Consider the following 7375-nt stretch of genomic DNA (forward strand, 5'->3'; position numbering starts at 1 on the left):
CCAGACGGGTAGCCAGACAGCGTTCCAATTCCGGATCGGAGAGGCTGTGCCATTGGCCGAGCAATACGGCTTTGAGCATGGGCAGTAGCGGATAGGCGGGGCGACCGCGGTGGTCGCGGATGTAACGGGTCTGTTGCCGGTTGAGCAGTTGTTCGATGGGCTGCCAATCGAGTAGCCGGTTAATTTTGAGTAAAGGGTAGCTGTCGATATGTTTGCTCATCATGATTTGGGCTTGTTGGTGGAAAAAGCTGCTCATAAAAAACTCCTCTGAATTCTTTAGGAGAATTTAGAGGAGTTTTGGTTTTTTTGCAAAGGTCTCAATCCGTGTTATCAGCCCTTTTTCTTCCAGATACGCCTGCATGGTATTCACATAACTGATAAACGCACCGTTATCCGGATTAGAATAAAATTCATCGCCGCCGATATGGAAATGTTGGCTGACCGGCTTCGTTACGGCAATCACTTCATCGTAAAGGCTCTGCATGAAACTAACAGCATCCGGCTTGGTAATATCGATTTCGGTATCACCGCCAACAAAAATATTTTCGACACTTTTTCCTTGTTCGGCCAACAGATTATAAATACCTTTGGCATGTCCCTGAGAATCAATTTCCGGTACGATTTCCACGCCTTTTTCTCGGGCATATCCAACAATGATTTTCAGCTGTTCCGTGCTTAAAAATTTAGTCTCTCCTCCTGCCGCCGCACCGTTGTGGTCATAGGTATAAACACGCTCTTCTTCAGATACTGCCGAATTATATGAAACATTTGCACTGCCAACCGTCTGCCCCAGCACCTTGCTCTCAACCCCATAATTCTCATTATCGGAAATATGCAGATGCAAAAAACCGCCGTTGTTTTTGCCGATATTGGTGCTGATGGTATCAATATATTGCTTGATTTCCTTAACCGTGTAGTAATTGCGGGCAATATCCAAGGTAATGCCCGTCTGTCGTTTTTACAGTTTCACTCATGATTCATCCTTAAACAATGTGGTGTTACACGTTATGCCCGTATCAAATTTAATTAGTTTCAACTTTTAAGCATTAGTTCCCGATTAAGTTTCAGACGGCATGTTGCGAGTGCAATCCTGTAGATTGATGCTTTGAATCGGCCAAAACCACTCACTTATTTTCAGACGGCCTGCCGCCGCAAACGTTAAAAACCCGCCGTTTGTGCCGCAAACCCCACACTTTTGAATGTAAACCCCATTGACGTATTGCAACGGCGTTCCGAAGCAGAAAACAGCCAAGGCCGTCTGAAAACCTGCCGCAGCCGTCATGATTTTCCGAAAAACATCAGCCGCCTAAACACAATTCGAACCATTTTTGAAATTATCACTTTCAAAACACTATCCCGCCGCGTAACTTTTTTACAAACATAAAGCCCCCGCCAAAACGTGTAATCGCAGGGGTTTCGTCGTTGCAGGCCGTCTGAATAATGCCGATACTGGATTCACGGAAAGCGCAAAAGCTTTCATCCATCCAAAAAGGAGCATTGACATGAAAAAAGCGTTATTTACCCTGTTCGCCATCGGTTCGACCGCCATCGCGGCAGCCGCACCCGCATACAGCGACAACTTCACCGGAGCCGGAGTGGAAGTCGGCGTGGGCGGCAGCAAAACCGACGTGAAAAACAGCCGTCTCAATGAAAAAACCAAAACCGACGCAGCCGTGCGCGCCAGCTACCTGACCCAATACGGCAACAGCAACTGGATCGGCGGCGGCGAAGTGGCCGTGAAACCGGTTCACCGTAAAATCGGCGACACCGTTGCCGGTGATGCGAAACAGCGTTTGGGCGCATCGGCTTCGTTCATCCAAGGCTACCGTGTCGACCCTAAAGTACTTGCCTACGGCAAAGTCGGCTACCACTACGGCAAATTCAAAGCCCCGGGCGATAAAGTCAACGCCGACGGCGTCGGCTACGGCGCAGGCGTGAAATACGCGTTAACGCCCAAAATCGAAGTGGGCGGCGAATGGGAACAAACCCGCCTGAAAAAAGACGACTTTAAAACCAAGAGCAACAGCTACATGGGTACTGTCGGCTACCGCTTCTAAGGCGTTGCTATAAAAAAACTTTTAATTTCCTGTTGTTGAGAGTTGGAGCCGTCTGAAACCATATTCAGACGGCCTTTTTTTATTTTGGCCGTGTTTGGATATCTTGGATTGGCAACCGGAAAAACCGATTTCTCCAACTTCCGTCATTCCTGCGCAGACGGGAATCCGGCTTTGATACTCGCCGATGACTGTTTTAAAAAAAAAGACACCCGATTTCACTCCTGCCGCCACTCCGGCCCGACAGGAATCCGGCGAACCTCATTCCACCATTTATTGAAAACATTCCGGTTTTCCGCCGTTCACATTCCGATTTCCTTCCACGCCGGCGTTTTCCCGAACCACAGAGATACGACCGGTACAGAAAACATCATTTCCCGGCCGCAACCCGTCCTTTCCAGCCCAACGGTTTTCAGACAGCATCCGCACCGTTTCCATCCCATCCGCCCAAGGCCACCGCCGTCCGAACACCTACCTACATTAAACCCGCCCACATTTCCCGATGCCGAAAACGCACCACTGTGGTATGGTTGCCCGTTTCCAACCCGACCGGCCAATCCCATGACCATAGAAATCGAACGCCGCTTCCTGCTCGCCGACGACAGTTGGCGCAACCACGCATCCGCCCCCGTTACCATGCAGCAAGGCTACCTAAGCGTGGAAAAAGAACGCACCATCCGCGTGCGCATCATCGGCAACCGCGCATGGCTCACGCTCAAAGGCTACATCTCCGATGTCAGCCGCAGCGAATTCGAATACAAAATCCCGCCCGAACACGCACAAACCATGATGGATACAATGTGCCCGTTCAAACTGGAAAAACAACGCCACACCATCGCATTTGAAGGTTTCGTGTTTGAAATCGACGAATACTTCGGCGAAAACGCACCGCTGATTGTGGCCGAACTCGAACTGCCGTCTGAAGACACCCCGTTTGCCAAACCCGCATGGCTCGGACGCGAAATCACATCCGACAGCCGCTTCACCAATGCCTACCTGAGCAAATACCCGTTTTCGCAGTGGATAAACGGCACATCGGATTCCGAGCCGTAACAGGCCGTCTGAAAACAGGAACGGTCTTTATCGTACCAAGAGAAGCATTCTCAACAAAACAACGGCAAAATCATTTCCCATCAGTTAACACTCCTCCAACAAAAATACTGTATATCTACAAACTAGAGATGGATATAATGGGTCTCGATTCAAACATATATCTCCTTATTATTTACCCTGTCATTTAGAAATTTCATAATATTCTCCCATCCGGCGGCAACGCCGGAATTTTTTTGCGGCGAACAATTGAAACAGCGGTACATTTTTCGTGATTTTCCTGCTGAGCCAGAGATGGAGCAGAGCGGCAATATCTTGCCGTTACCGGTTTTCGGGGAAACGGCCTGTTATGGTTGCTCTGTGCGCTTCGATTTCTGAATCTGTCTCGTCCCATCGGATGAACAAATGTTTGGATGGTTACAGTTTCAAGCGGTTGGTTTCGGGTAATTTATGAATCATCCGCAATATGAAATCGTAAAGGCCGTCTGAAAGTTTTCAGACGGCCTTTGTTCGTGTCGGAAGTTTTCTTAAAACCGGCGAACCGGTATTTTCGGTACACAACCGGCAACAGCAACAAACCCTATTTCTTACATTTCGCGTGGGCGGCTTTGACCGCTTCGGTCAGCTTCGCAGCCGTTACTTCGCCTAGGATGCTTTGGCGGTGTCCGCATTTGGGGGCTTCGACCACGGTAAATGGCAAGCCGCCGACGGTGTTGCCGAAGGTTTTCATCCAGTTGCGGCTGTCGCTGCCGGTGTAGCGCCAAACCGGGTAGCTGACCGGCGTCTGTTTCAAAAATTTACCGATGTTTTCCTTGGAATCGAGCGCGATGCCGATTAAATCGACGCTGCCTTTTTTCTGCTGTTTGTACCAGGCCGACATGGCGGGCATTTCCTTGCGGCACGGGCCGCACCAGGTTGCCCACAGGTTGATGATGCGCACGGGCGCTTTGAGCGACTGTACGGACTGGGCGGCCGTGCTGTTCCAACTTTCCAGCTCTGCGGCCTGAACGCCTGCGGAGAAAACGGCGACTGCGGCGGCAAGAAAAGGCAAACGGATGTTCATGGCTGTGTTCCTTATCATCAAGATTCGACGGTTTATTGTAATCCTTTCAGACGGCCTGTCCATAAGTATTCCGGCTTAACGGGCCGCAGGCCGTCGCATCCGCCGTTTCGGTGTTACAATGACCGTTCATTACCATAGAAAGCCGTTCGTTATGGCCGATACTGTTATCCTGTACCACAACACCCGTTGCAGCAAATCCCGCGCCGCGCTTACGTTGCTGCAAACACGCGGCATCGATGCGAAAGTCGTGAACTATCTCGATACGCCGCCCGATTTTGCCACGCTGCAAGATATTTTCAGCAAACTGGGCGCCGATTCGCCGCGCAGCATGATGCGGGTGAAAGACAGCCTTTATCTCGATTTGAAACTCGACAACCCTGCGCTCGGCGACAATGAGCTGCTGGCCGCCGTGGCCGCGCATCCCGCTCTGCTGGAGCGGCCGATTGTGGTGGCCAACGGCAAAGCCGCCGTTGGCAGGCCGCTGGAAAACATCGAAGCCATTCTCGACTGAGGCCGTCTGAACCATGTCGCTGCTCAAAAGCCGCAACGGTCTGCGCTACTATCTACTGCGCGGAATCGCCATCAGCATCCTGCTGGTGGCTGCGGCTTTTGCCGTCTGCGTCTGGCGGGTTTACCAAACCGGCAACCGAACCCTGCCTGCCGGATACAGAGCCGATGCCGCCGTGGTGCTGGGTGCGGCCGCATGGGACAAACAGCCCTCGCCCGTGTTCCGCGAACGCATCAACCACGCCATCGCCCTCTATCAGGGCCGGCGCGTCGGCAAACTGATTTTTACCGGCGGTACGCCCAAAAAAGGCTTTATGACCGAAGCCGAAGTCGGCCGCCGCTATGCCGTCAGACAAGGCGTTCCCGCGCGCGACATCCTGTTTGAAAACACCTCGCGCACCACTTATCAAAACCTGCAGAACATCCGTCCGCTGCTGCGCGAACACGGCATCGGCAGCATCGTCATCGTTACCGACCCCTACCACACCGCCCGCGCCGCCGCCATCGCCCGCGATTTGGGATTGAACGCGGAAACGTCGGGCACGCCCACCACCCGCTTCAGGGAAGAAAGCCGCAAAAACAGTTTTCTCTGGCAGGAAAGCTACACCCTGTTTGTGTATTACGCCGAAAGCTGGAGCAGCAGGATTTGGAACCGGCTGTTTTAAGCTGTTTTAAAGGGCTGTTTGGACGATGCGCCGATGGCGCAGCTTCTGTTCATAACCGTCATGCCCGCACAGGCGGAAATCCATCGTCAACTTTCATAACCGCATGAACCGGCAGGGTTTCCCAAACTCAAAAACAGGCTCCTTCCTGTACGGACATGACGGTTCGGGGTCATCGGCACATCATCCGGACACCGCCTTTAACCCGGTTTTTTCCCGAATTCCAATATTTTCCCCAACTCAATATAAAGAACGGTTTTTCAGACGGCCTGTTTCAGGCCGTCTGAAAAACCGTTGTGCCTCAGCCCAAGCCGGCATTTTTTTCGGCATCGTCCGCCATCTCAAACCAAATCGTCGGAAAAACGCGCTTTTACCCGTTTTTTGTTTTTCAGACGGCCTCTTGTCCGACACCGCAAAACGCTTATGTTAGAATGCGGCTGTTTTCCCTTTCCGATTCCCAACCGCGCCGTCTGAAAACAGGGTGGAAACGCGCTTTCAGACGGCCTTCATTTATCAAAACCGTTATGAACAAAACCCTTTTCCGCACCGCACTCATCGCTGTCGCCGCCGCCGTTCTGGCCGCCTGTCCGAGCAGCAAGAAACCGAAAACCACGACCACGCCCGGCGTCGTCAAAGGCCCCGACCGCCCGACCGGCACACCCCATCCCGCAGGCACCACCGTCGCCCCCGGCGGCGGCGCATCCTATACCGCAGTGCGTTACGGCGACCTGCCGCAATGGCAGATACAGCAGTTTGCCAAAAGCCTGCGTTCGTTCCAACTCGGCTGCGAAAAACTGAAAAACCGCCAAGGCTGGCAGGACGTGTGTGCACAGGCCGCACAAACCGGTTCCGACAACGCATCGGCCAAAAACTTCTTCGAACGTTATTTCACGCCGTGGCAGGTCAGCGGCAACGGCAAACTGAACGGCACGGTAACGGGCTATTACGAACCCGTGCTCACCGGCGACACCCGCCAGACTTCGCGCGCGCGCTTTCCGATTTACGGCATCCCCGAGGATTTCGTTTCCGTGCCGCTGCCCGCCAACCTGCGCGGCAGCAAGTCCACCGTAAAAGTGCGCCGTTCGGGTAAAAACTCGGGTGCAATCGACGATGCCGGCCAGTTCAGCGCCGACCTGTCCAAATTCCCCATCTCCGCCCGCACCACCGCGCTCAAAGGCCGTTTCGAAGGCAGCCGCTTCGTCCCCTACTACACCCGCAACCAAATCAACGGCGGCGCACTCAACGGCAAAGCCCCGATTCTCGGCTACGCCGACGACCCCGTGGAACTGTTTTTCCTGCAAATCCAAGGTTCGGGCCGTCTGAAAACCCCGTCGGGTAAATTCATCCGTTTGGGCTATGCCGACAAAAACGAACACCCCTACGCCTCCATCGGCCGCTACATGGCCGACAAAGGCTACCTGCCGCTGGCGCAGACCACCATGCAGGGCATCAAAGCCTATATGCGGCAAAACCCGAACAAGCTCGCCGAAGTGCTGGGCTACAACCCGAGCTACGTCTTCTTCCGCGAACTTCAGGGCGGTAACGACACCGGCCCCGTCGGTGCACTCGGCACGCCGCTGATGGGCGAATACGCCGGAGCGGTCGACCGCCACTACATCACGCTCGGTGCGCCGATTTTCGTCGCCACCACCCATCCCGTTACCCGCAACGGCCTCAACCGCCTGATTATGGCGCAAGACACCGGCAGCGCGATTAAAGGCGCGGTACGCGTCGACTACTTCTGGGGCTACGGCGACGAAGCGGGCAACGTGGCGGGCAAAATGAAGCACACCGGCTATGTGTGGCAGCTCCTGCCCAACGGCGTGCAGCCCGAATACAGACCGTAACGCAGAACAACCGTGCCGTTGCGGTTTCACCCGAATACGCGCACGGCAAGGCATATAGCAAATAAACTTATTTATCGATACACACCTGAAACAGCCAATCCACATCCGTAATTCGCAGCCGATTCCTAACACCTTTAATCCAAGCCCACTTTTTCTCTATCTGATTCAGATCGGGGCTATAAGGTGGAAGCC

At 53.5% G+C, this 7375-nt stretch carries 8 protein-coding genes; 5 read left to right on the top strand and 3 right to left on the bottom strand.

Annotation, left to right across the window (positions count from 1 at the left end; all coding sequences use genetic code 11):
- A partial coding sequence (locus ACEYDX_RS10265) for a transposase (RefSeq protein WP_373741924.1) occupies positions 1–256 on the bottom strand: 256 nt, incomplete at its 3' end.
- A 30-nt stretch (positions 257–286) separates the two neighbouring features.
- Positions 287–937 carry a family 20 glycosylhydrolase gene (locus ACEYDX_RS10270; protein WP_373741925.1) on the bottom strand — a complete coding sequence of 217 codons (651 nt, stop codon included), beginning with the start codon at positions 935–937 and terminating at the stop codon, positions 287–289.
- A 565-nt stretch (positions 938–1502) separates the two neighbouring features.
- Between ACEYDX_RS10270 and ACEYDX_RS10275 the strand changes: the two genes are divergently transcribed.
- Together ACEYDX_RS10275 and ACEYDX_RS10280 are read left to right on the top strand one after the other, a co-directional pair.
- Positions 1503–2057, top strand: a complete 555-nt coding sequence (locus tag ACEYDX_RS10275) for an outer membrane beta-barrel protein (RefSeq protein ID WP_373741926.1) — start codon at positions 1503–1505, stop codon at positions 2055–2057.
- 558 nt (positions 2058–2615) lie between these two features.
- Positions 2616–3107, top strand: a complete 492-nt coding sequence (locus tag ACEYDX_RS10280; RefSeq protein WP_373741927.1) for a CYTH domain-containing protein — start codon at positions 2616–2618, stop codon at positions 3105–3107.
- A gap of 577 nt (positions 3108–3684) precedes the next feature.
- Here ACEYDX_RS10280 and ACEYDX_RS10285 read toward each other — a convergent pair.
- Positions 3685–4167, bottom strand: a complete 483-nt coding sequence (locus tag ACEYDX_RS10285) for a TlpA disulfide reductase family protein (protein WP_373741928.1) — start codon at positions 4165–4167, stop codon at positions 3685–3687.
- A gap of 151 nt (positions 4168–4318) precedes the next feature.
- Here ACEYDX_RS10285 and arsC point away from each other — a divergent pair, with 151 nt between their 5' ends.
- The 3 genes from arsC (at position 4319) to ACEYDX_RS10300 (ending at position 7183) form a co-directional block, all read left to right on the top strand.
- A complete protein-coding gene (gene arsC, locus ACEYDX_RS10290) occupies positions 4319–4678 on the top strand; it encodes an arsenate reductase (glutaredoxin) (protein WP_373741929.1) in 360 nt (119 codons plus the stop codon).
- 13 nt (positions 4679–4691) lie between these two features.
- Positions 4692–5339 (top strand): YdcF family protein, encoded by a 648-nt coding sequence (locus ACEYDX_RS10295; RefSeq protein ID WP_373741930.1) that lies wholly within the window; start codon positions 4692–4694, stop codon positions 5337–5339.
- Positions 5340–5860: 521 nt separating this feature from the next.
- Positions 5861–7183, top strand: a complete 1323-nt coding sequence (locus ACEYDX_RS10300) for a murein transglycosylase A (RefSeq protein WP_373741931.1) — start codon at positions 5861–5863, stop codon at positions 7181–7183.
- The last annotated feature ends 192 nt before the right edge of the window (positions 7184–7375 follow it).

It is taken from the genome of Neisseria sp. (assembly GCF_041804105.1).
Classification (GTDB): Bacteria; Pseudomonadota; Gammaproteobacteria; order Burkholderiales; family Neisseriaceae; genus Neisseria.

Excerpts from the sequence above, each read along its gene's own strand:
- ACEYDX_RS10275 (WP_373741926.1), top strand. The coding sequence starts at position 1,503 with ATGAAAAAAGCGTTATTTACCCTGTTCGCCATCGGTTCGACCGCCATC.
- ACEYDX_RS10280 (WP_373741927.1), top strand. The coding sequence starts at position 2,616 with ATGACCATAGAAATCGAACGCCGCTTCCTGCTCGCCGACGACAGTTGG.
- ACEYDX_RS10300 (WP_373741931.1), top strand. The coding sequence starts at position 5,861 with ATGAACAAAACCCTTTTCCGCACCGCACTCATCGCTGTCGCCGCCGCC.
- arsC (WP_373741929.1), top strand. The coding sequence starts at position 4,319 with ATGGCCGATACTGTTATCCTGTACCACAACACCCGTTGCAGCAAATCC.
- ACEYDX_RS10285 (WP_373741928.1), bottom strand. The coding sequence starts at position 4,167 with ATGAACATCCGTTTGCCTTTTCTTGCCGCCGCAGTCGCCGTTTTCTCC.
- ACEYDX_RS10295 (WP_373741930.1), top strand. The coding sequence starts at position 4,692 with ATGTCGCTGCTCAAAAGCCGCAACGGTCTGCGCTACTATCTACTGCGC.